Source organism: Lysinibacillus sp. K60, from assembly GCF_019731275.1.
GTDB lineage: Bacteria > Bacillota > Bacilli > Bacillales_A > Planococcaceae > Lysinibacillus > Lysinibacillus capsici.
In genome coordinates this window covers 683,286-705,043 of sequence record NZ_JAASJR010000001.1, presented here as the reverse complement: position 1 = coordinate 705,043, position 21,758 = coordinate 683,286, and the positions used below count along the sequence as shown (strand labels likewise).

The 21,758-nt window shown below is 37.2% G+C and carries 22 protein-coding genes and 1 other annotated feature; of the genes, 1 reads left to right on the top strand and 21 read right to left on the bottom strand.

The window, feature by feature from the left end:
* Positions 1 to 115 precede the first annotated feature (115 nt).
* Entirely contained in the window at positions 116 to 1,684 is a 1,569-nt protein-coding gene (locus tag HCH28_RS03430; RefSeq protein ID WP_004227344.1) for a sodium/solute symporter, read from the bottom strand.
* 24 nt (positions 1,685 to 1,708) lie between these two features.
* Entirely contained in the window at positions 1,709 to 2,044 is a 336-nt protein-coding gene (locus HCH28_RS03425) for a DUF485 domain-containing protein (protein WP_004227342.1), read from the bottom strand.
* 202 nt (positions 2,045 to 2,246) lie between these two features.
* On the opposite strand from HCH28_RS03425, the gene HCH28_RS03420 reads away from it, so the two are divergent.
* Complete coding sequence (locus tag HCH28_RS03420; protein ID WP_221679763.1) at positions 2,247 to 3,452, top strand: AraC family transcriptional regulator; 1,206 nt, start codon at positions 2,247 to 2,249, stop codon at positions 3,450 to 3,452.
* 99 nt (positions 3,453 to 3,551) lie between these two features.
* On the opposite strand, the gene ileS is transcribed toward HCH28_RS03420, so the two are convergent.
* From ileS to mraY, 19 genes are all read right to left on the bottom strand, one after another.
* Positions 3,552 to 6,320: an isoleucine--tRNA ligase gene (gene ileS / locus HCH28_RS03415; protein ID WP_221679761.1), complete on the bottom strand. Its 2,769-nt coding sequence runs from the start codon at positions 6,318 to 6,320 to the stop codon at positions 3,552 to 3,554.
* 112 nt (positions 6,321 to 6,432) lie between these two features.
* Positions 6,433 to 6,656, bottom strand: a binding site (T-box leader).
* A gap of 96 nt (positions 6,657 to 6,752) precedes the next feature.
* Complete coding sequence (locus HCH28_RS03410) at positions 6,753 to 7,277, bottom strand: DivIVA domain-containing protein (protein WP_221679760.1); 525 nt, start codon at positions 7,275 to 7,277, stop codon at positions 6,753 to 6,755.
* 95 nt (positions 7,278 to 7,372) lie between these two features.
* A complete protein-coding gene (locus HCH28_RS03405; protein ID WP_221679758.1) occupies positions 7,373 to 8,161 on the bottom strand; it encodes a YlmH family RNA-binding protein in 789 nt (262 codons plus the stop codon).
* Positions 8,162 to 8,331: 170 nt separating this feature from the next.
* A complete protein-coding gene (locus tag HCH28_RS03400) occupies positions 8,332 to 8,613 on the bottom strand; it encodes a YggT family protein (RefSeq protein WP_221679756.1) in 282 nt (93 codons plus the stop codon).
* Positions 8,614 to 8,633: 20 nt separating this feature from the next.
* Positions 8,634 to 9,131 carry a cell division protein SepF gene (locus HCH28_RS03395; protein ID WP_004227319.1) on the bottom strand — a complete coding sequence of 166 codons (498 nt, stop codon included), beginning with the start codon at positions 9,129 to 9,131 and terminating at the stop codon, positions 8,634 to 8,636.
* Positions 9,115 to 9,819 (bottom strand): YggS family pyridoxal phosphate-dependent enzyme, encoded by a 705-nt coding sequence (locus tag HCH28_RS03390; RefSeq protein ID WP_306829647.1) that lies wholly within the window; start codon positions 9,817 to 9,819, stop codon positions 9,115 to 9,117. Before HCH28_RS03390 ends, HCH28_RS03395 begins: the two co-directional genes overlap by 17 nt.
* A gap of 118 nt (positions 9,820 to 9,937) precedes the next feature.
* Entirely contained in the window at positions 9,938 to 10,180 is a 243-nt protein-coding gene (locus tag HCH28_RS03385) for a PRC-barrel domain-containing protein (RefSeq protein ID WP_225340754.1), read from the bottom strand.
* A gap of 131 nt (positions 10,181 to 10,311) precedes the next feature.
* Entirely contained in the window at positions 10,312 to 11,085 is a 774-nt protein-coding gene (gene sigG / locus HCH28_RS03380; protein WP_004227313.1) for an RNA polymerase sporulation sigma factor SigG, read from the bottom strand.
* 114 nt (positions 11,086 to 11,199) lie between these two features.
* A complete protein-coding gene (gene sigE, locus HCH28_RS03375) occupies positions 11,200 to 11,907 on the bottom strand; it encodes an RNA polymerase sporulation sigma factor SigE (RefSeq protein ID WP_009373518.1) in 708 nt (235 codons plus the stop codon).
* A gap of 13 nt (positions 11,908 to 11,920) precedes the next feature.
* On the bottom strand, positions 11,921 to 12,754 hold the full coding sequence (locus HCH28_RS03370) for a sigma-E processing peptidase SpoIIGA (RefSeq protein WP_221679751.1): 834 nt from the start codon (positions 12,752 to 12,754) through the stop codon (positions 11,921 to 11,923).
* 182 nt (positions 12,755 to 12,936) lie between these two features.
* Positions 12,937 to 14,094 carry a cell division protein FtsZ gene (gene ftsZ, locus HCH28_RS03365; protein WP_221679749.1) on the bottom strand — a complete coding sequence of 386 codons (1,158 nt, stop codon included), beginning with the start codon at positions 14,092 to 14,094 and terminating at the stop codon, positions 12,937 to 12,939.
* Positions 14,095 to 14,147: 53 nt separating this feature from the next.
* Positions 14,148 to 15,431 carry a cell division protein FtsA gene (gene ftsA, locus HCH28_RS03360; RefSeq protein ID WP_221679748.1) on the bottom strand — a complete coding sequence of 428 codons (1,284 nt, stop codon included), beginning with the start codon at positions 15,429 to 15,431 and terminating at the stop codon, positions 14,148 to 14,150.
* A 95-nt stretch (positions 15,432 to 15,526) separates the two neighbouring features.
* The gene (locus HCH28_RS03355; RefSeq protein WP_004224852.1) at positions 15,527 to 15,898 is read right to left on the bottom strand and encodes a small basic family protein; all 372 of its coding nucleotides are present in this window, start codon (positions 15,896 to 15,898) and stop codon (positions 15,527 to 15,529) included.
* Positions 15,899 to 15,901: 3 nt separating this feature from the next.
* Positions 15,902 to 16,621: a DUF881 domain-containing protein gene (locus HCH28_RS03350; RefSeq protein WP_004224851.1), complete on the bottom strand. Its 720-nt coding sequence runs from the start codon at positions 16,619 to 16,621 to the stop codon at positions 15,902 to 15,904.
* A 123-nt stretch (positions 16,622 to 16,744) separates the two neighbouring features.
* The gene (locus tag HCH28_RS03345; protein WP_221679746.1) at positions 16,745 to 17,473 is read right to left on the bottom strand and encodes a DUF881 domain-containing protein; all 729 of its coding nucleotides are present in this window, start codon (positions 17,471 to 17,473) and stop codon (positions 16,745 to 16,747) included.
* Positions 17,451 to 18,284, bottom strand: coding sequence for a cell division protein FtsQ/DivIB (locus HCH28_RS03340; RefSeq protein ID WP_221679744.1), 834 nt, complete (start codon positions 18,282 to 18,284; stop codon positions 17,451 to 17,453). Before HCH28_RS03340 ends, HCH28_RS03345 begins: the two co-directional genes overlap by 23 nt.
* Before the next feature lie 21 nt (positions 18,285 to 18,305).
* Positions 18,306 to 19,385: a putative lipid II flippase FtsW gene (ftsW, locus tag HCH28_RS03335; RefSeq protein ID WP_221679742.1), complete on the bottom strand. Its 1,080-nt coding sequence runs from the start codon at positions 19,383 to 19,385 to the stop codon at positions 18,306 to 18,308.
* A 40-nt stretch (positions 19,386 to 19,425) separates the two neighbouring features.
* Positions 19,426 to 20,775: a UDP-N-acetylmuramoyl-L-alanine--D-glutamate ligase gene (gene murD / locus HCH28_RS03330; protein WP_221679739.1), complete on the bottom strand. Its 1,350-nt coding sequence runs from the start codon at positions 20,773 to 20,775 to the stop codon at positions 19,426 to 19,428.
* Complete coding sequence (gene mraY, locus HCH28_RS03325; RefSeq protein ID WP_221679737.1) at positions 20,775 to 21,746, bottom strand: phospho-N-acetylmuramoyl-pentapeptide-transferase; 972 nt, start codon at positions 21,744 to 21,746, stop codon at positions 20,775 to 20,777. The genes murD and mraY overlap by 1 nt, the downstream gene beginning before the upstream one ends.
* Positions 21,747 to 21,758: the final 12 nt, after the last annotated feature.

The following is a 21,758-nucleotide window of genomic DNA, read 5'->3' as shown; positions in this document are numbered from 1 at the left end:
CCATTCACAATAACTAATATCATATCTAAATATGGCTGATTCTAAATCTCTCCAAGAAATATAAAAAGGCTATCCCTATTACGTTTAAGCAATAGAAATAGCCATAACTTATTGATTAGACAGTTTCAGATTCTTTTGAATGTACTCGCTTCATGAAGTCATTAACATCTGCAGGAACTTTGCGATCTATTAATGACACGATAATAACAGATAAGAAGCCCACAGGCACTGTCACAATACCTGGAATTTTAAACTGCAAGAAGCTTGGTAATGTTCCTGGTAAAAAGATCATCCACATAGACACGCCAAGTCCTATTAATAATCCTGCAATGGCTCCTTTTTCTGTCATGCCTCTCCACCAAATACCTAAAATGAATATTGGTGTAAATGTACTTGCAGCGACAGTAAAAGCGAGCGCCACTAAATGGCCAATGGATGCATCCTTTACAAGTAAACCCAATGCTCCATATAAAATACCTAATAATACAATAGCCACTTTCCCAGCAATCACTCGTTGTTTTTGTGTAATATCCTTTTTCATGATATTGGCATATAAATCATGAGCTAGTGCACCTGAGCTTGTAATAAACAACCCTGAAAGATTGGAGAAGATCGCTGCAAATGCTCCCGCTATAACTAATCCTAGTAGCCATTTGCCCCCTAGTGCAAGGGCTGTAGTAGGAATAACCATATTATTACCACCTAGCACTAAATCACGCATAACTTCCTCACTAGCTGTCCCGGAAATGAAAATAGATCGACCTACAACACCTAAATAAACAGCTAACAAGAAGAACGCGCTTGCAATCCCAATAGCCATGAGTGCAGATTTACGGGCTGCTTTAGCACTTGGATTTGTATAAAAGCGCAATAATATATGTGGAAGTCCAATTGTTCCTAGCGCTAATCCAATCGTCATACTAATTGTTTGCCAGAACGTGGGGAAATAGAAGCCCGTGCCTGTCCAAGCAGCACCATCAAAATTGATATCATTGCCATCTAAAGCATATGGTGAAGTGCCTGTGATTGGACCACTAAATGAATGGATGGCTGCTAAAATTTTATCATAATGTAAACCGCCATAAACTGCTGCAATTAACATCACGATAAACGCACCAAGACGAATCCACAACTCTAATGCTTGGTTGATGGTTGTTCCTTTCATACCACCAATACCTACATAAAAAATCATAACAACACAAGTAAATATAATGCCGAATTCATAAGAAGTACCGAAAAACATACTTAAAATTTGTGCAGCACCTAATAATTGGGGAGCTGCATAAAATCCAGAAATTGCTAAAACCACCGCTACCGCTACAAGTCGTGCTCGTCTACTATGAAAACGATAACCTAAAAAATCTGCAACGGTAAATGCACCAAAGCGTCTTAAAGGACCTGCCACAAAAATCGCTAATAATGTTAACCCAATGGAGAAGCAAAAAGCATAATAAGCACCATCATATCCAAGTTGAAATGTTAACCCTGCGATGCCTAGGAATGTTGCTGCACTTAAGTAATCCCCACCAATGGCAGAACCATTTGTAAACCATCCGAAACTTCGGCCACCTACAAAGAAATCCGATGCTGTTGCATTTCTTTTTGTTAAATACGTAATGTATACAATTGTTCCCATTAAAGCAATGGTCATTAACATCTTTGGTTCTAATAGAGCTTCCATCATTCAACATTTCCCCCTTTATTCCAACTACTTATTTGCTATATCGTATTTTTTTAGACGTTTCTCGTACATGGCCGTATGAACATATGCAATAATAAATGCCATAGCCATCATTACAATCGTTGTCACAAACCATGTAACTGTCATACCACCCCACATCTTCTTAAACGCAAATGCTGGCGCAAACCAATTCATAACAGGGATACTAAAAATCAAAATAAAGTAAAATATCGATAAACCTAAACCTGTTGTAAATTCATCTTTCATAATTTTGTTTGTTGTTGCATCTAAAGGTGGTAGATCTTTCACATCAATTGTTCCTGCTTCTACATAGTCATAATCATGACTGCCTACTTCTGCCATAAGCTAACTCCCCCTTTTCTGATAAATGAATAATTGTCTGAAATTTCAAATTATTATTCACTACAATTATTCTATTCTATTTCCACTTCAATATAGATATAAAATATTGCTGTATTAGTACAAAAAATTGCTATTTTAAGTTAAAATATTTTTATCTTTTTATTCGTAGGGGGCTGATAGCATTTTAAAGGTGGTATGGTATATGGAAAGCTCATTTGACAAGCAGCAAATGAGTGAATGGTTAAAAGGGGTTTTACCAAACGCTTTAGAGGAATGTAAAGTGCCAAAGCCAGAAGATGAGGTCATTATTGTCTATGAAGTCAATCGGTTATTTGATTGGGTAAAGATTAATCGATTAAAAAGAAATTATCCTAATAGTATTATTGTCCCATTTGTTACAGAACACCTTACCTACTCGACTGGTATAGCAATTGAATTAGCTTTACCTGCACTTCTCATAAAACCATTACAAAAATCAAAATTTTTACGAATCGTAAAAAAGCTGTATACGTCCTATCAGGAAAAAAAGGCGAGTACACTTACAATGCTTGAGCTATCACAACAAGTATCCCAACAACATACCTCTCCATTTAGGGAAGCATTTTTAAAACGCCTGATCCGTGGAGAAATTGACAATGAACAAGAAATAATACAATCTGCTTCATTTTTATCTACAAGCTGTATACCTAATATTGTATTTTTAATTCAAGGCTATATTGATGGGGCTAATAAGAAAGCTGTCCCACAGGATGCAAGTAGTAGTATTACAACTGTTTTTCGTCAGCACTTTGCTGAGAAAGCCTCATTATCCTTTTTACATTTTGAACGCTATTTATTACTTCTTATGCGAATTCCTAGTGAGTACAACTCTTTCAAACATTGGACCGAGGGTGAAGCCTGTTTATTAGAGGTTATCGAAACCCTAAAAAGGGATTGTTCTATTCATCTTTTTATGGGGGTTGGGGGTGTATTTCAGGATGCTATGCAAGTGAAGGAATCCTATAGCCAGGCTAGAAAAGCCCGTAGAAAACCACCTATCCATAATATACACATCAGATATTACGAAGATTTAACAAAGCATGAGCAGCTTCAAAAAGCTATTCAGTATATTGAAGAACATTACGACGAACAACTGACCATTCGTGATGTTGCAAAATATATTAACTTTAGCCCAACTCATTTTAGTAGACTATTTAAAAAAGAAACAGGTCGCAATTTTGTTGACTATGTTGCTTATACACGCATTATCAAAACCTTACCTTTTTTACGTAAGTACGACTACACCATAGAAAAAATCTCCTCCATCTGTGGCTTCAATACACCAAATTACTATAGTTTAACATTTAAAAAATATGTAGGTATCTCTCCAACAGACTATCGCAATACGACAGAAATTTTATTTAAATAATAGAAAAGAATCTGCAACACTTCCATGAAAAAAGCAAGCCTCCATCAAGGAGACTTGCACATCCTCTACATTAAAATGCAGATTCTTGTTATTTATAGATTAAACGTAATACTTTTCTACAACCTCTGCACAGCGAGCACATACTGTAGGTTGTGCTTCATTTGAACCAACTGTTTCAGAAATTGACCAGCAACGCTCACATTTCTCACCTGTAGCTTTCTCAACAACAATGGAAACATGCTCAAGTGTTAAAGCTTCAGCAGGTGCCTCTTCGATGGTAGCTACCTCAAAAGCTGAAACGATGGAAAGTTGTGCAAAATCAATGTTGGCATCTTTCAATAATACGACAACATCTTCTTTCGCATAGACAGTGACTTTTGCTTCAAGTGATTTACCAATTGTTTTCGCATTACGTGATTCCTCTAATGCTTTTAAAATATCATCGCGTACATCAATAATTTTTTCCCATTTTGTACGTAGGCTGTCAAAATTCGCTTGATCATCTACCTCTGGGAAATCTGTTAATTGCACAGAAACTTCTTCTACAATACCTTGAGCATGTAGATAAGACCACATTTCATCCGTTGTATGTGGGATAATTGGTGTCATGATTTTTACCAATGTCATCAATGTATCATAAATAACTGTTTGCATCGCACGACGATCCTTATTGTCATGACCCTCGATATAGACTACATCTTTGGCAATATCAAGATAGAATGAAGATAACTCTACAGCAACAAAATTATTGACTACATGATAGACAGCAGCAAAATCATAGCGATCATAGGCAGCACGCACAGTTTTTAAGACATCCTGTAAGCGCATAAACACATATTGATCCATTTCACGAAGCTCAGCATAACTTACACGATCTTTCTTAGGATCGAAATCAGCAATATTGCCGTGTAAGAAACGGAAAGTATTACGAATTTTACGATACACTTCAGATACTTGCTTTAACATATCCATAGAGATGCGCACATCTGCTGTATAGTCAACAGAAGCAACCCATAAACGAAGTATGTCTGCTCCATACTGATCCATTACTTTTTGTGGAATAATCACATTCCCTAAAGATTTACTCATTTTACGTCCTTCACCATCAAGAACAAAACCATGTGTTAAAAGTCCTTTGTATGGTGCATAGCCGTTAATAGCTACAGATGTAATAAGAGATGAATTAAACCAACCACGATGTTGGTCAGAGCCCTCTAAATAGAGATCAGCTGGATATTTCATACCACGCTCTACTAGTACACCTTGGTGTGATGAACCGGAATCAAACCATACATCCATAATATCATTTTCTTTTGTAAATTCGCCGTTCGGGCTACCTGGATGTGTAAAGCCTTCTGGTAATAACTCTTTTGCTGTTTTTTGGAACCAAATATTTGATCCATTCTCACGGAATAATGCTGAGACATGACTAATTGTTTCAGGCGTAATAATAGGTTCACCATTTTCAGCATAGAAAATCGGAATCGGCACACCCCACGCACGTTGACGTGAAATTACCCAGTCTCCACGATCACGAATCATATTATAAAGACGAGTTTCTCCCCAAGCTGGTGTAAATGCTGTTGCTTTTACAGCCTCTAATAACTCCCCACGGAATGCTTCAACAGATGCAAACCATTGTGGTGTCGCACGGTAAATAACAGGCTTTTTCGTACGCCAGTCATGTGGATAGGAGTGCGTAAAGAAATCAAGCTTTTCTAAAGCTCCTACTTCTTTTAGTTTTTCTGTAACAAGTTTATTTGCATCATTATAAAACACGCCTTCAAAGCCAGGTGCTTCATCTGTATAACAGCCACTATTATCAAGAGGGCTAAGAATACCTAAACCATACTGTTTACCAATATGATAATCGTCTTCACCGTGCCCTGGTGCTGTATGAACACAACCTGTACCCGCTTCAGCAGTTACGTGTTCACCTACCATGATAAGCGATTCACGATCATAGAATGGATGTTGTGCTACAATACGATCTAATGCCTCACCTTTTACTTCTTGTACAACCTCATAGTCTTCCCATCCAAGCGTAGTTGCTACTGACTCTAATAACTCTTTGGCAATGATGAATTTTTTAGTAGCCACAGCAACTACTACATAGATAAATTCAGGATTCAAAGAAATCCCTAAGTTTGCTGGTAATGTCCATGGTGTTGTTGTCCAAATGATAAATTTAGCATCTGCTGGAACAATGCCCTTCGCATCCTTGATAGCAAAGCTTACATAAATGGATGGGGATTTGATGTCCTTATATTCAATTTCAGCTTCCGCCAAAGCAGATTCAGAAGATGGAGACCAATAAACCGGTTTTAACCCTTTATAGATATATCCTTTTTCCGCCATTTTACCGAATACTTCAATTTGACGTGCTTCAAACTCAGGCTTTAACGTAATATATGGATTTTCCCAATCACCTCGAATGCCTAGACGGCGGAATTGGGCACGTTGATTGTCAATTTGCTCATAAGCATACTCTTCACAAAGCTGGCGGAATGCTGCTACTGACATTTCTTTACGTTTTACACCTTTGTTAGTCAATGCTTGCTCAATTGGTAAACCATGTGTATCCCAACCTGGAATATAATTGACATGGTAGCCAGTCATTGAACGATGACGTGTAATCATATCCTTCAATACTTTATTTAGAGCATGGCCGATATGGATATCACCATTTGCATAGGGAGGACCATCATGTAGAACATATTCTGGTCGACCTTCCGTACGTTCCATCTGTAATTTGTTAATATCCATGCCATTCCATTTTTCTTGCATTTTTGGCTCATTCGCCGGTAAATTTCCACGCATTGGGAAATCTGTTTTTGGCATTAATAAAGTATCTTTGTATTCAACCATTAAAATTCCTCCTTTATTTTACACAAACAGGTAGACATTATTCTCATAAGACAGTTATTGGCAAAATTATCTAAAACGATTCGGAAACAAACAAAAAAAGCCCTCAATCCCACTAAGGGACGAGAAGCTTCTACTCGCGGTACCACCCTAATTGTAGTACAAAAAATTGCACTACCTCTTAAAAGCACGTTTAACGTCGTGCATCACGAAATAACCTACTTTTTTCAGTTATTTAGCTCAGAAGTGATGTTCAATGCTAGTTGTATGTTTGGGCTCTCACTGTCCCCAAATCGCTTAACAACGCCTAACAAATACTGTCTTCGTCTCTGCTTTTATGCATATCTGTTCAAAATAATTACTATTACAAAGTATATGAAATTCAAACAATCGCGTCAAGTTTCATTTGTCAATTGTAACAATTAAAAAGAAAAGTTAAATATCCTCAGAATCCTGTGCTTCATCAACAGATGCTTGAATTTCTGTTAAATCAATATCATATTGCAGCAAATGATCCCAGTCATCTGCATTAAGTAAATCCAACTGTGCTTCTACGAGCATCTTGAAACGATTACGAAATACCTTAGATTGCTTTTTAAGCTCATCAATTTCAATCGTCACCTTACGAGCCTTCGTCAACGCTTCATTGACAATTCGATCAGCATTTTTTTCAGCTTCTTTTACGATGAGCTTTGCTTCTTTTTGAGAATTTCTTCTCACTTCATCAGCCGCTTCTTGTGCAACGACAATAGATTTCTGCAAAGTTTCTTCTAAGGAGTTGAAATGTCTCGCTTGTTCTAAAGCCATCTCTAATTGCTTATCAACCTCTTTTTTTTCACGAAGCAGAATTTCATAGTCTTTAATAATCTGATCTAAAAATTCATTTACTTCATCTTCAGCATAGCCTCTGAAGGCTTTTGTAAACTCCTTATTATGTATATCAATAGGTGATAATGGCATACAATCCTTCTCTCCTTTACATGTACATTCGTAATTCCTATTATACAATTGTTCCGACAACTTAGCAGTAAAAATTAATGAAATTTACTTCACTTTCAGCTTTTTTGGGCCAATCGACCGACTTGAAGACGGATTTTATCTTTTTTAGTTCGGCCTTCAGTCATAATAATTTTCACCCGACCACTTCCACGTATCGATAAAATATCTCCTTCTTGTAATTCAAAAGCAACTGTATCTCTTTCTGTCCAATTTACACGAACCTTTTTCCCAGTAATTAAAGTTTGCGCTTTTTGGCGTGATACATTTAATACAGTTGCAATAATTACATCTAAGCGCATGGAAGATACTGTATGGGATTCCTCCAACCATTCTTCCTCATTTACAATAAGGGAATCCGCTTCTTTTAAAGACTCAATATGCACCTTAACTTTACCAATACCTGTTAAATGTAACCGAACATATTCTGCTACCTCTTGAGCTACAACGAATTGCACCTGCTGATCATTTACACGAATATCACCAAATTTGCCACGGTTTAAGCCTAATGAAAGCAACGCACCTAAAACATCAGGATGTCGTAATTGGACAAATTTCACTGGATATTGAATCGTAAATGCCACTAACTGAAAGTCTTCTTCTATCGCTTCATAATAAGAAGGAAAAATAAGCATACGCTGCCTCTCTGCCTCTTCAAATAAACCTGTGCATGCAGTTTGTAGGGTATCATCTTGCCCGATAATCGATGTCACAATAAAACGCTGTCTTGGATCAAGAAAATCTGTCAGCTTAGGCGCATAACGATCTTCAACCTCACGCTGCCAGCTTATTACCTGTTCAATAAAGGGCTGTTCATCTTTTCGAAAATGCTGGATTAAGTGTTCCATCTTGTTGTCTCCTCTTTCACTAGTTCCATTTTGCTTTGTTAGTTGGAAACTTAGTATTCCCAATTAATGACGTTGGGACGTCATTGTTTTAATATTTTTTATTAGTCGCTTTAGTAGCGGAGAAAATTAAAATAAATAAAAAATCCCCACCAAAACGTGAGGATTTATTTCTAAGCGAACATAAAATATAATTTCTGAATGACTATATAAAGCCCTCTTTCTATAAAATTCAGCATAAAGATGGCCACAATTGGGGAAATATCAATCATACCAAGAGGAGGAATGAATTTCCTAAAAATCCCTAAATATGGCTCACAAACTTTTTCAAGCATGCGACCAATGGCTGAATTTTGAGCGGCAGGCACCCAAGACATTAAGATATATGCAATTAGCATGAATGAATAAATCTTAAATGCTAATGATACATAACCAAGTATAATAAAAAAAGTCATATAAACTACAATCCTCGCTATTAATTATCGTCTAAAATAAAGTTTGTAATTTCACCAGTCACTTCTACATTATCTGGCGTACAAAGGAAGATATCTTTACCGATACGTTGAATATCTCCAGCAAGAGCATAGACTGTGCCACTTAAAAAATCAATAATGCGTTTACCTTGTTCTCTTTCGATACGTTGCAAATTGACAATTGTTGCACGTTTATTTTTTAAATGCTCTGCGATATCTTGTGCTTCTGCATAAACTCTCGGCTCTATTAAAACAACTTTTGCTCCCTTAGAACTCATAGCTGCCTGCAAACTGACTATGTTATTAGGAGTTGCTGTGCTTTGTGGCATGATTTCATGAATAGGTGCTTTGCGTTCTTTCATCATTTTTTTTGGCTTAACTGAATGAATCGGTTGCTGTTGTTGTATGGGTTGTTGTTGCTGAATAGGAGCTTGCGTGATTTCTTCTTCTAATTCTTCTTCAAGGTAAAAGAAGTTTTTAATCTTATTTTTCATGCTCATCCTGTTCCCCTCTTTCATTTCCAACAAGAGCCGTTCCGACTCGAACAAAAGTAGCCCCTTCCTCTACCGCAATTTCAAAGTCATTAGACATGCCCATTGATAACTCGGTACAAGGTGCATGTGCGAATCCTTGCTCGGCTATTTGCTGTTGACATTGTTTTAATTGCTTGAAAACAGAGCGAATAATTGCTTCGTTTTCGGTGTTTGGTGCCATAGTCATTAAACCTACAACTTGAATCTTCGTAAAACCTTTTAATGCTTCTACAAAAGGCAAGACTTCTTCGATGGTTAAACCATGTTTTGATTCTTCACCAGAAACATTTACTTGTACAAAACATTTAACAGGTTGTTCTGCTCTTTTTTCAATTTCTTCTGCTAAACTCAAACGATCTAAGGAGTGTAAATAATCAATGCTGTTAATCACTTGTTTTACTTTACGTGTTTGAAGCGACCCAATGTAATGCCAATGAACATCAGCATGAATCTCAGTAATTTTACGATGTAAGCCCTCAGGTCTGTTTTCTCCTAAATGAGTGAGCCCTGCTTCAATTGCTTCTTGTGTTCTTTCAACAGAAACTTCCTTCGTCACGGCAATTATTTGGACTTTTTCGCCCTCACGATTCCCTTTTTTTTCTGCTGCTGTTATTAAATCATTTAGTTTGTTTAAATTTGTTAAGATTTTTGTCACTGTTTTTCCCAACTTTACAACAATATTTTCTTTTATTGTAACAAGCAATGCTTGATTTATCAATGAATAGCCTGACCTATGTCAGCATACAATTTCACAATTTAAATGAGCTGATGTCTTAAGAAAGGGCTTTGACTAAAATGACATCCTTACCAACAACAAGCACATCCTTCATATACACTTTTCTCACAGACTCTTCACCTTTAAAAAAACCAAGATATTTGCGAGGCTCTGCAATCAAAAATGCTGTCACATAGCCTGTTTCTTTTGATACTTCAGCATCTATTACAAAGCCTATAAATCGTCCATTTCCTGCTTCTATGACTTCTTTTTGTTGTAACATCGAAAAACGCAATGACATACCTCCTCTATTGTTTACTTTCGTATAATCATTTCTACTACCATCAAACTTTGCTGTTACTTTATATTTATGTATCATTTGTTCATTGAATGAAGATAAAATGCGCACCGAATTATACGATGCGCATTTTTTTATTTGTAATCTTTTTGCATTGTTTCAATTGCATTTTTTTCAAGACGTGAAATTTGTGCTTGAGAAATCCCAAGTTCTTTGGCAATTTCAGTTTGGGTCTCTCCATAATAAAATCGTTTGGCAACGATCATTTGCTGACGTTCATCTAGCTTTTGCAAGCTTTCCTTTACCGACACATAGGCAACCCATTGATCCTCTGATACATCATCATCACGTAATTGGTCCATCATATAAACAGCATCTCCGCCATCTGAATAAATGGGTTCCTGTAACGAAACTGGATCTTGAATGGCATCCAAAGCAAATAAAACGTCTTCCTTTTTCATGTCAATCATCTCAGCAATTTCTTCAATCGTTGGTTCTCGCAAATTATCGGTTATCCATTGTTCTTTTGCCTGCATTGCCTTATAAGCTATATCTCTTAGAGAGCGAGATACACGTAATGCATGATGATCACGCAGATGGCGACGAATTTCACCAATAATCATTGGTACAGCATATGTCGAAAATCGTACATTATGCTTTAAATCAAAATGATCAATGGCTTTCATGAGGCCAATACAGCCTACTTGAAATAAATCATCTGCCTGTTCACCTCTATAGGCAAATCTACCGACAATACTAAGCACTAACCTTAAATTGCACATCACAAGCTCTTCTCTAATCTCTGTTTCTCCAGCTTGTAATCGGATGAAGAGTTCCTTCATTTCCTCGTGCTTTAGAATTGGCAAAGTCGATGTATCTAAGCCGCAAAGATCTACTTTTGTTCGCATATTCGATTCCTCCGGATGTTATTCTCTGACTAAACCGTGACATCAGTTTGTCCGAGAGAAACAAGAATATGCACAAAAGCTGCGACCAATTTTAGGTAGGATAAATTTCCCTTTCTAAGAAATTGGTTGATTTAAATTTTCACGTAAATCTTGAATAATTTTCTTTTCTAAACGGGAAATATATGATTGCGATATGCCTAAATGATCTGCAACTTCTTTTTGTGTCATTTCAACTTTTCCATTGAGACCAAAGCGACATTCCATAATATAACGTTCACGCGCACCTAGTAAATTAATAGCGTGGAACATATGCTGACGTTCAATTTTTTTCTCCACATTATCTAAAATAATGTGCTCTTCTGTTCCTAAAATATCTGACAGTAATAATTCATTTCCATCTGCATCAGAATTTAGTGGCTCATCTAAGGATACTTCACCCTTCATACGACTTGTTTTTCGTAAATGCATTAAAATTTCATTTTCAATACAGCGTGATGCGTATGTTGCAAGCTTAATATTTTTATCCGTATTGAACGTCTCAATTGCCTTTATTAAACCAATGGAGCCAATACTGATTAAGTCTTCGATTGGCGTTCCCGTATTATCAAAACGTCTAGCAATATAAACAACAAGACGTAAATTACGTTCAATTAGTGTGTCTCTAGCTCGTAAATCACCATTCATAAAGGATGCAATGACTGTAACTTCTTCTTCTCGACTTAATGGCACTGGCAATGAATCATTTCCCCCTATATAGTACGTTTCACGACTCCGAAACTTACTCCATAATTTTTTCAAGCTAGCAAGTAGCCTAAGAAGCAATAGTTCTCCCCCTCTATGAGTTATTTGAAAGCGCTGAAAAATGTAAAATTGCTGCTGTGCTATGTGGAAAATTTTTAGCTTTTTTGGTTAATACGATATATTCATTCATTTTCACTTGCGAAGGCTCCCCCTTTATATGCCACTCATCAAAGCGAAAACCAAGGACAACGGTTTGCTGTTGTACTGTATTGACATGAATAAATCGTATATAACGCTGATAATCTTCTGAAAACATAGATACATTGTACGGATCTGTTTCTTGCCATTCCATTAATGCTTCCCGGAACGCTGAAGGTAAATGTGGTCTCAAAGCAGTATAGGAAACAAAATGAACCGGCTTTCCTGATAATGGCTCAATAGCTTGATTTCCAGTATCTACAAAGGCAGAAAGTGGTATCTTTGCCCCAAAGATTGTTAAAGTTGTATCAAATACAAATTGACCACTTAAGCGTTCTAACTTTACAAAACCCCATTGCTTATAAAATGCAATAAGATTTAAAACTGCAAGCAAAAAGCAAATCATAATGAAATGGGTGGCAGAAAGATTTTTTAAAAAAGGTTGTAGTGCTGTTAACAATCCGCCAATAACGATCGTTGCTGTTAACACAATCGGTCCTTGCTTCTGAAAGCTTCGAATCTTAAAGTGAAACGCTATACCAATTAACAATATAAAACTAAGAATTGTCGTCCACAGCATTTGACCGCCAATGACAGCTACAAAACTACTACAAATAGAACTCATTAATAATCTTGAATTTTTTACAAGGACTCCTGTTACTCTTGCCGTAAACGTGAGTATCGCTAGATTAAAAAGCGTATTAATGAGCACCAGCCATTCTCCATACATAACAGCCGCCTCCTACTTACAAAGTTAGCACGTTACTCCCACAAATATTGTCAAACAATCGCATCATTTCCTAAAAATGTTTTGACAAAAAACATGGTTTCCTTACACATTTGAACATTATGGCAGTCAATATAAAAAGCTCGTATTTTACATATGTAAAATACGAGCTTTTTAGAAGTTAATTAACCACGATTTTTGCGGTTACGTAAAAATGCCGGAACCTCAAGCATGTCATCCTGTGCATAATTTTGCTGATTTTGACGTGGCTGCTCATGTTGAACATGCATTTCTTGTCGTTGTTCACGAATAGGTGCTTGTTGCTGTGGAGCAGATTGTCTGTTCATATTCAGTGTCTGTTTTGCTGTAGGTCGTTGTTGTTGTAAAGCTTCCTCGGTGAAGCCTGTCGCAATAACTGTAACAATGATTTCATCTTTAAGATTTTCATTAATTACAGAACCGAAAATCATATTTACCTCTTCATCTGATGCAGAAGCTACGATATCTGCTGCTTCTTGTACTTCAAATAAGCTAAGATTTGAACCACCTGTAATGTTCATAAGGACACCTTTAGCACCATCAATGGATGATTCAAGCAATGGACTTGAAATAGCTTTCTTTGCAGCCTCAGAAGCTCTGTTTTCACCTGTTGCAATACCAATTCCCATTAAAGCTGAACCTTTGTTGGACATAATCGTTTTCACGTCTGCAAAGTCTAAGTTAATAAGACCAGGCGTAGCAATTAAATCTGAAATACCTTGTACACCTTGACGTAATACATTATCGGCTTCTCTAAAGGCTTCTAACATTGGTGTTGATTTATCAACTATTTGTAGTAGCTTGTCGTTTGGTATTACAATCAGTGTATCTACTGCTTCTTTCATACCGCCAATGCCACCGATTGCTTGGGTTTGACGTTTACGACCTTCAAAAGTAAATGGACGTGTGACAACACCTACTGTTAGGGCTCCCAATTCACGCGCAATTTGTGCAATCACTGGAGCTGCACCAGTACCCGTTCCGCCGCCCATACCAGCAGTCACGAATACCATATCGGCGCCTCGTAAAACCTCTTCTAGCTGTTCTCTGCTCTCTTCAGCAGCTTTTTTTCCTACTTCTGGATTTGCACCTGCACCTAATCCACGCGTTAATTTAGCCCCAATTTGTAGCCTTACTTCCGCTTTGGATAGATTTAATGCCTGTGCGTCCGTGTTAACTGCGATAAAGTCAACACCCTGTACACCATGTTCTATCATTCGATTGACAGCGTTGTTACCGCCGCCACCAACACCTATGACCTTTATTACTGCAAGTTCATCAACACTTGTATCAAATTCTAACATCTCTTTTTCCTCCCACGGTAACTCGACTCTGTATCATTCATTACGCATTCTAGTTAATCAAAAAACTTATCAAATAATTTTTTTGCTCTCCCAATTACGCTTTCTTTTGGTTCTGAAGGTGCAGAATACTCTTGCTTTTTGCTTATAGCTGGTTGAGCCCCTACAACTGCATATTCAACAGGCTGCGTATTCGTACTTTTACCGTAAAAATCATCTTCTAAATGGGCGTAACGAATAAGTCCAACTGCCGTCGCAAATGAAGGCTCTCTAACACCGATATAATCAGGTGTATAGATTCTAACACGCGTTTGTAGAATTTGACGTGCTAATTGGGCAATCCCCTCAAGCTTTGCAACACCACCAGTTAAAACTACACCGCCTGGTAAATCTCTAACACCTAAACGTGCTAATTCATCTATAACTAACTCTAGTAATTCTTCTAATCTAGCACCAATAATCTCCGATATAAATCGTTGGCTGTACTGATCAGTAGAATCTGTACCCACGACAGGCACTTCAAAGAGTTCGTCATCTGATGCGTCATCATAAAAGGCATGTCCAAACTGGTGTTTAATTTGTTCTGCTTGTTCTGTTGGTGTTTTTAAAACGATTGAAATATCTTTCGTTATATGATCACCACCAACTGGTATGACACCCGTATGCGTTAATAATCCCTCTTCAAAAACTGCAATTGTTGTAGATCCGCCACCTAAGTCAATAAAGGCAGTTCCTTGGTTTTTTTCATCTTCTGTTAATGCAAAGTAGCCTGATGCTAATGGCTGCAAATATATTTCTCGTATACTTAAACCCGCTCGCTCAACACAGCGAAGAACATTGTGTAAAAGCGTTTTGGATGTCGTTATCATTGTTGCATCCATTTCAAGACGGATGCCAATCATACCACGAGGATCTTTAATTTCATCAAGGTTGTCCACAATAAACTGTCTTGGAATGATGTTAACTAATTCACGTTCAGGAGGTATTGACATGACTTGTGCAGATTCTACCACTCTGTCTAAATCATCATCTGTAATTTCTCTATTTTCACTATTTACAGCGACAACACCTTTAACTAGCTGTAACATCGTCTGGTTAGCTGGAACGCCTAAAACGACTTCATGGATTTGATAACCAGTCATTCGTTCGGCCTGTTCTATTGCTTTTCGAATAGATTGTACTGTTGCATCAATATCAACAATTGCACCTTTTCGAACTCCATTCGACTTTACATTTCCGACGCCAATTACATGTAATTGCCCGTCACTCATTTCACCTATTAATACCTTGACAGAGGAGGACCCAATATCAAGGGAAATGTATAAATCTTGCTGATTCAATTCGCTGCACCTCCTTGAAAAATGCTCTTGTTTTCATTCTATTGTAAATTTGGCATAATGTCTAAGCAAATCGAGTATTTTGGTCAATTTTTCTCTCATTCTATGGAAGTTTTTTTCCGCTTGTGACGTTTCTCATCTAACCGAGTTAGTAATATACGCCTAATAATTGCTATATTTTGGAATAAACGTACTCCAAAAGCGAAAATCGCTGCTAAATACAAATCTATCCCCAAATTCACTCCTATAAAAGCTAATCCTGCTGCTAGAACTATATTAAAAAAGAATCCTGATACAAAAACTTTATCATCGTAAACTTGCTGTAATTGAGCACGAATACCTCCAAATAATGTATCTAAAGCTGCTAAAACAGCTATTGACAGATAATTTTCATACATAGAGGGGATTTGTATATTTGTTAACAAGCCAAGGGCAAGTCCAAATATCAAACCTAAAAATGGTAGCCACATATATTAATCTCCTTTTTTTACCTCTGCTAAATAATCATTTGTCAACGGCTGATCAAATGCTGGAAGTTGTAACTGTTCAATTGGTTCTTCAATTACTAAATTAAAATTGTCTAAATAAAATGAGTCTATAAATGTTGAGGCCTGCAAGGAATTATACATTTTTTGCGCTGCTTTATAATCGCTTGTCCCAACAAATATCTCAAATGAAGGCGAAGACAGTGGTATACTGTTTACTGTCGTCTTACCATTGATATCCCGTATGGCTGTTGTTTGTACTACACGGTTACCATCAATTGAGACATTAGTAGCATTGTTCTTAAAAAGGGTATTCAATAATTGAGTTAACAAATCGGGTGAAATCTCTTTAATTTCATAGCCCATTTCTATCAGTTCAGGTGCAGGTTCAACTCGAAGTACAACACCTGGCCCTATAACTTCTGTTAATCCTGCTTGTAGCTTTAAACGATTTAATGTTTCATTTAAGGCTGCTTGCTGATTTACTTTTTCAGATTGCTCATAGCGATCCACTACTTCATGAAGTGAGCGAATTTCTGCCAGTAGTGCGGAATGTCTTTGTTTTTCTTGTGCCAATTCCTCTCTTATTGCCCAAATATCTCGTGTATCTCGCTCAGCTGGTTTTTGTATGGTATTGTATTGTACCGCTATCATCAAACCGATAATAAATAGCACGATCGTTATTCGGGTGTACATATTTCTTTTCAAAATAGCCCCTCCTAGACGTATCGTATGCCCCTCAGAATACGACTTTGAATTGTATAATTTTCTACAATCGACTATATAACTGGAGGCTAAATTAAACATGAAGTTTAAAGTATAGAACTTGTCCTAACTTTCTATTTTTACTTTTGGCATGGTAAGCTTCTGATTTTCTTCAAGGGACACCACAATATTGTCATTTAATAATTGATCTACAACGCCCCCGTTTAAGTTTAAAGAAGCTATTAATGTATCTGAATCACCAACCGCTTCGATCACAAACGGAGCTGGATGTTGTGTACCATCAATTGTTATTACTGGGCCATTACAGCGAATATAAGAACTCGCTAATACACGTTGTCCATTAATAGCAATAGCTTGCGCGCCTGAAATTTTTAGTTCATTTAACAATTTAAATACATGACTTTCATGAACAATATAGTCATTTGGATTTAAGGATTTTGGATCATAGTCTCCATCTTGAAGGGTTATGCGTATACCCTTCCCCTCACTCTTTAGTTCACCGAGTAAAAGCCGTAAATCTTCTGCTTGCTCAACAAGCTTCTTATAGTCCTTTTCGTTTGATGCAAATGATTTTTCATACTTTCGAATTTGTTCTTGTAAATTATTTACTTCTTCCGTTAGTTCTTTATTACGCTCTTGTTGAGTGATTAACTCCTCACGATAAGAATCTTCTTGCTCAAAAAGCTCAGAATTAATAGTGCCTGCCTCTCGATTATCTTTCGCCTGGTTGTATGAATAGCCGATGATAAATCCTGTTGTTATACAAACAATTAGTAATTCGAATTGTTTTCTAGTAAAAAAACTACCTTTGCTATTCGTCTTCTTGTTGTTCATCTTCTGTCACTTCCTGGTTAACCATTTCACCATCTGCATCTGCTTCCATGTCAATACTAATCTTGTTGTATTCCTCGTTAAAAGGACGATAGTATGAACCAACCTCTAAATCAATCACACCTTTTTCTAAGTTAGCAATTTGTGCGACAATAGAGGGGTAGTAATTTAACTTTTCCGCTAGTGTCTGAATAACAGCACGTACTTCGTAGCCATCATTCATATAAAGCTTGACTGCATTTGGATTTGCTTCATTACTATTCGTGTTAACCTGAGAAATTAAAGCTAATACTTCGGGCTTTAATTGTGCTAGCTGTTCAACAAGCTTATTAATTGTCTTTTCACCGGTTATCCCGATAAAAACAGGTGCATCAATGGGTGTATCATTTCCCTTTTGTTCAAAGCGCTTACCGTTTTCTAGCAAAGGATAATAAGTCCCGTCCCCAGCTAAGTACGCAACTTTTTTCCACTCTTTAATATCAATTGTTACGCCTTGTAACCAGTTACGGTTAACATGTACTTCTTTTACCCATTTATCCTTTAATAAAATCTGCTCAATATCTTCCACTTTGAAACTCCACATTGATTTTCCTGGTGCAAGAGTACTTGCCTCCAAATAATATTGGTCATTCGCTAGCTTAGCACCATTGACAGTGATTTTATTGATGTTACTGTATGGAGATTGAAAATAAAGGAGTACTGCTAACACAATAAAGAAAAGTAATATTAGCACTATAAATTTCCGGTTTGTACGCTTTTTTCGTCGCTTTTTTAGCGTAGGTATGCGTTCTTCTATATCAATTACTTTCTCCACAAAAGTACTCCTCCTTTATATTTATTTCGCTAATTGATAAATAATACCTATTATTAACCACATTGTTACTAAAGATGTTCCACCATAGCTAATAAAAGGTAATGTAACACCCGTTACTGGCACTAAACCTATTACTACAGCTATATTTAGAAAAGCTTGCACCATAAGCATTGTGACTAGCCCAATAATCGCATAATAGGACGTTCGGTTTTTAGCCTGTACAGCAAATCTATAGCCTGCATAGATCGTTAGTATAAAAAGCGCTAAAATAACGAGGCCACCAATCAATCCGACTTCTTCTAAAATAATGGCGTAAATAAAGTCATTTTGAGGCTCTGGTAAATACAGAAACTTTTGTCGGCTTTGTCCAAAGCCATGCCCAAAAATCCCTGCTGGACCGATAGCCATTAAAGATTGCACCGCTTGGAACCCACTAACCAAGGGATCAGCCCATGGATCAAGAAATGCTTCTATACGCTTTAGACGATATGGTGCTGTCGCTATGAGACCTACTAATCCCGCGACACCAGCTAGCATAATCATGGCGTATAGTTTTAGAGGATAGCCAGCGACAAAAAACAATAAAAACACAGATACAACGAGAATAAATACTGAGCCAAAATCCGGCTGCAACATGATAAGAACAACAGGTAGTAACAGGATAAAACCATGTCGCCAGTTAACAACAGGAGTGCCCGTTTTATGTTGGGCTAATATATGGCTCAAGTACACAATGACGGTAATTTTCGTTAGCTCTGCTGGCTGTATTGTTAATGGACCTACACCAATCCAGCTTTGCGAACCATTTCGCACCAATCCTATACCAGGAATCAGTACGAGAACGAGTAAAATTAACGAAAATATATAGGCCATTTTCCAAAAGGACTGCTCTCTCAAAATATTTAATCGAATCGTGATTAAAAATACGACAATGGCTACCACAAAGTATACGCTTTGCTTCATATAAAACGGCATTTTTCCACTATAATGAACGGCACTCCAATAGGTACCTGCAGAATAGACGAAAATAATGCCGATTATTGATAGCATCAAAGTTGTGACGAGCAATAAGTAGCTTTCTTTACCTCTCAGTAATGCCATCCTTCCAAGTCAAGTATATTCTAAAATAGTTACAGGCTCATTACAGCTTCATTACAGCATCAATAAAAACATCTCCACGTATTTCAAAGCTGTCATATTGATCCCAACTTGCACATGCTGGAGATAGTAAAATAACATCTCCTTCTGCAGACATCGGTGCTGCATATTGAACAGCGTCTTCTACATTTTGAGCAATGACGGTTTGTTGGACACCACACGATTTTGCAAATTCTACAAATCGTAAGCCAGTTTCTCCAAACGCAACAACACCCTTTACGTGACTCATACAAGGGCGAAGTTCTTCGAAAGAATGTCCACGATCTAAGCCACCTGCGAGTAAAATGACAGGAGCTTGGAAAGCATCTAAAGCACTCTTTGTCGCTAAACAATTGGTTGCCTTAGAGTCGTTGTAAATCTTTCGACCGTTCCATTCACGTACGAATTGTGTACGGTGTCTAACTCCACCAAATGTCGCTAAAACCTCTTCCATCTTCTTTTTGTCACAACCAACTAAAATACAGGCTGCCACGGCTGCTAAGATGTTTTCTAAATTATGCTTACCAGGCAAGGCAATGTTCGCGCGATCCATGTATGGTTCCCCTTGCCAATAAATTGTTGTATCATCTGCACTAATCCCATTTGCAGTACGTCCCTTCGAACTGAATGGAATCTTCTGTGCATGAGATTGTGCTGCATATCCAACCACAATCGGTTGGTCGGCATTATAAATAAAATAATCACTGTCATCTTGATTACGAGTTACGCCAAACTTCGCTTCAGCATAGTTATTAAATGTTCCATGATAGTCTAAATGCGCATCATAAAGATTCGTCAAAATAGCAATTTTAGGCTTAAACGTTTTGATCCCCATCAATTGGAATGAGGACAGTTCTGTTACAATGATGTCATCTTGATTCGCTTCTTTTGCGACGCCACAAGCAACTGTTCCAATATTTCCAGCAATTAACGGATTTTTACTTCCTTTACTTAACATGTCGAATATTAAAGTTGTCGTCGTTGTTTTGCCATTTGAGCCTGTTATACCAATAAATGGTGCATCACTAATTAAAAAAGCTAGCTCAATCTCTGTCCAGACTGGAATCTCTCGACTAAGGGCATCAGCCACAATTCGATTGCTATAAGGTATACCTGGATTTTTCACCACTAACTCAAAGCCTTCATCAAGTAAATCTTCAGGATGGCGACCACAAATTACTGTAATCCCCTTCTGTAATAGCCCTTGTGCATCTGGACTTTCATCAAATGGTTTTGAATCATTTACTGTTACAAATGCACCAAGCTCATGTAAAATTTCAGCAGCGGCCACACCACTTTTTGCTAGACCTAACACAAGTACTTTTTTATGTTGTAAATCAGTATAGTTTTTCATTAGAACGCCTCCGATAAGACTGCAATTAATGCTACTGCTAAGGCAGTTGACCAGAAGACAAGCACTACTTTCCATTCTGACCAACCCGATAATTCAAAATGATGATGAATAGGGCTCATTTTAAAAATACGCTTTTTTCGAAGCTTAAAGCTACCTACCTGCAAAATAACGGAAAGTGTTTCGATAACAAACACTAAGCCAACTAGTAAAAGCAAGAATTCTTCTTTTACTAAGACAGATACCATAGCCAATGCTCCACCTAATGCTAATGACCCCGTATCCCCCATAAATACCTTTGCAGGATTTGCATTAAATAATAAAAAGCCTAATAAAGCACCTGTTACAGCAAACGAAAATAGTGCAATATCTGCCTGACTTTGGAATAGCGCAATAACACCAAATGCTGCAAAGGCAATGGAGGCAGTACCCGCCACTAGCCCGTCTAGTCCATCTGTCAAATTCACTGCATTGGAGAAGCCTACTAACCAAAAAATTAAAAAGGCTACATAGAATACGCCAAGATCAATTGTCCACTCCGTAAATGGAATAGCTAACGTTGTATCAAACGATCCTACATGTAGAAGAAAATACGCAAGAATAGCAATAACAATTTGACCAATCAATTTTTGAAGAGAGGTTAAACCTAAATTTCTTTTAAATACAACCTTTAAACCATCATCTAATAAACCTATTAAGCCAAATCCTGCTAATACTAATAAAAGTACTACGGTCTGTGTCGTTAATAAATCTAAAAAGCTACCTACACCAACAGTTGTTAGGACGATGGATATTAAGAAAATGATTCCTCCCATTGTTGGTGTACCAGCTTTTTTCATATGTGATTTTGGTCCCTCTTCTCGAATACTTTGCCCAAACTTTAGACGACGAAGAAGTGGAATACTAATTGGTGCCAGGATAACTGTTACTATAAAAGCAAGAGCTAAAATGGTAAGTGTTGTTGCGAGTTTCATTGAAAAATCTCC

What these genes read in the sequence shown, in the direction of transcription:
- HCH28_RS03430 (WP_004227344.1), bottom strand. Translation starts at nt 1,684, where the DNA reads ATGATGGAAGCTCTATTAGAACCAAAGATGTTAATGACCATTGCTTTA.
- HCH28_RS03425 (WP_004227342.1), bottom strand. Translation starts at nt 2,044, where the DNA reads ATGGCAGAAGTAGGCAGTCATGATTATGACTATGTAGAAGCAGGAACA.
- HCH28_RS03420 (WP_221679763.1), top strand. Translation starts at nt 2,247, where the DNA reads ATGGAAAGCTCATTTGACAAGCAGCAAATGAGTGAATGGTTAAAAGGG.
- ileS (WP_221679761.1), bottom strand. Translation starts at nt 6,320, where the DNA reads ATGGTTGAATACAAAGATACTTTATTAATGCCAAAAACAGATTTCCCA.
- HCH28_RS03410 (WP_221679760.1), bottom strand. Translation starts at nt 7,277, where the DNA reads ATGCCATTATCACCTATTGATATACATAATAAGGAGTTTACAAAAGCC.
- HCH28_RS03405 (WP_221679758.1), bottom strand. Translation starts at nt 8,161, where the DNA reads ATGGAACACTTAATCCAGCATTTTCGAAAAGATGAACAGCCCTTTATT.
- HCH28_RS03400 (WP_221679756.1), bottom strand. Translation starts at nt 8,613, where the DNA reads ATGACTTTTTTTATTATACTTGGTTATGTATCATTAGCATTTAAGATT.
- HCH28_RS03395 (WP_004227319.1), bottom strand. Translation starts at nt 9,131, where the DNA reads ATGAGCATGAAAAATAAGATTAAAAACTTCTTTTACCTTGAAGAAGAA.
- HCH28_RS03385 (WP_225340754.1), bottom strand. Translation starts at nt 10,180, where the DNA reads ATGTCATTGCGTTTTTCGATGTTACAACAAAAAGAAGTCATAGAAGCA.
- sigG (WP_004227313.1), bottom strand. Translation starts at nt 11,085, where the DNA reads ATGCGAACAAAAGTAGATCTTTGCGGCTTAGATACATCGACTTTGCCA.
- HCH28_RS03370 (WP_221679751.1), bottom strand. Translation starts at nt 12,754, where the DNA reads ATGTATGGAGAATGGCTGGTGCTCATTAATACGCTTTTTAATCTAGCG.
- ftsZ (WP_221679749.1), bottom strand. Translation starts at nt 14,094, where the DNA reads ATGTTAGAATTTGATACAAGTGTTGATGAACTTGCAGTAATAAAGGTC.
- HCH28_RS03355 (WP_004224852.1), bottom strand. Translation starts at nt 15,898, where the DNA reads ATGTGGCTACCATTTTTAGGTTTGATATTTGGACTTGCCCTTGGCTTG.
- HCH28_RS03345 (WP_221679746.1), bottom strand. Translation starts at nt 17,473, where the DNA reads ATGAACAACAAGAAGACGAATAGCAAAGGTAGTTTTTTTACTAGAAAA.
- ftsW (WP_221679742.1), bottom strand. Translation starts at nt 19,385, where the DNA reads ATGGCATTACTGAGAGGTAAAGAAAGCTACTTATTGCTCGTCACAACT.
- murD (WP_221679739.1), bottom strand. Translation starts at nt 20,775, where the DNA reads ATGAAAAACTATACTGATTTACAACATAAAAAAGTACTTGTGTTAGGT.
- mraY (WP_221679737.1), bottom strand. Translation starts at nt 21,746, where the DNA reads ATGAAACTCGCAACAACACTTACCATTTTAGCTCTTGCTTTTATAGTA.